Here is a 419-nt window from a genome sequence, read left to right as displayed (position 1 = left end):
GACGCCGCGACGTGTGGCTCGCCGCCCTGGTCGCCCTCGTCGCCGCCTCCGCAGCCGGGCTGATGATGTTCCTCACCGCCGCCGGCTACAGCAAGCAGCAGCCGTGGGGGCTCCTCGTGGCCGGCCTCACCGGCGTGGCGTTCACCTCGACGGTGGCCGGTCGGTACACCACGGCGCGGCGCAAGGTATCCGCCGCATACAACCCGGAATCGGGATCGGGGGACGTGCTGCCCGAGAGTATGGCAGGCAACTCCGACATCCAGAAGATGGCAGACGGTAGTGATGAAGTCCGGCGTGTTCTGATCATCGCGGCCAGCGTGTCCGATCAGCTACTGCCGGTCCTCTCTGAGTTCGATTTCGACGACGACCACCACCTCGTCTCCTACGCTTTCCGGTCCCTCCAGCCCGGGCTTTTCGCC

General features: G+C 67.1%; 1 protein-coding gene. It reads left to right on the top strand.

Going from position 1 to position 419, the window contains the following annotated elements; translation table 11 throughout:
* A partial coding sequence (locus ACT3UN_RS16570; RefSeq protein WP_444657676.1) for a hypothetical protein occupies window positions 1-419 on the top strand: 419 nt, incomplete at both ends.

Origin of the sequence: Corynebacterium sp. AOP12-C2-36, assembly GCF_052379185.1 — a bacterium.
Lineage (GTDB): Bacteria > Actinomycetota > Actinomycetes > Mycobacteriales > Mycobacteriaceae > Corynebacterium.
The sequence above is the reverse complement of the archived record's forward strand: the minus strand, read 5'-3'. Positions and strand labels throughout refer to the sequence as shown.